Raw genomic sequence first — 558 nt, 5'->3', positions numbered from 1 at the left:
ATCGAGGCCGTGTTCGAGCAGCTGTCGGTCAAGCAGAAGGTGTTCGCGGAGGTCGAGGCGGTCGCCCCGGCGCACGCGATCCTCGCCACCAACACCTCCTCGCTGTCGGTCTCCGAGATGGCCTCCAAGCTCCAGCACCCGGAGCGCGTGGTCGGTTTCCACTTCTTCAACCCGGTCGCGATCCTCCCGCTCCTGGAGATCGTCCGCGGCGAGCAGACCGACGACGCCTCGCTGGCGACGGCGTTCGGTGTGGCCCGCAAGCTGAAGAAGACCGCGGTGCTGGTGAAGGACGCCCCTGCGTTCGTCGTCAACCGCATCCTCACCCGCTTCATGGGCGAGATCCAGAACGTCATCGACGAGGGCACCCCGGTCGAGGTCGCGGAGAAGGCCGTCGAGCCGCTCGGCCTGCCGATGTCCCCGCTGGTGCTCCTGGAGCTGGTCGGCCCGGCCATCGGTCTGCACGTCTCCGAGACCCTGAACCGCGCCTTCCCGGAGCGCTTCACCGTCTCCCCGAACCTGGCGGCCGTGGTCAAGGCCGGCAAGCGCGGCTTCTACGTC

1 protein-coding gene is annotated in these 558 nt (G+C 68.5%); it reads left to right on the top strand.

From position 1 onward, the window contains the following. The coding region (locus G3I71_RS46120; RefSeq protein ID WP_164324908.1) for a 3-hydroxyacyl-CoA dehydrogenase family protein at positions 1 to 558 on the top strand (558 nt) is incomplete at both ends.

The organism is Streptomyces sp. SID12501, assembly GCF_010550245.1.
GTDB lineage: Bacteria > Actinomycetota > Actinomycetes > Streptomycetales > Streptomycetaceae > Streptomyces.
Note: the sequence above shows the minus strand (reverse complement) of the source record. Positions and strands in the feature narration are given on the sequence as shown.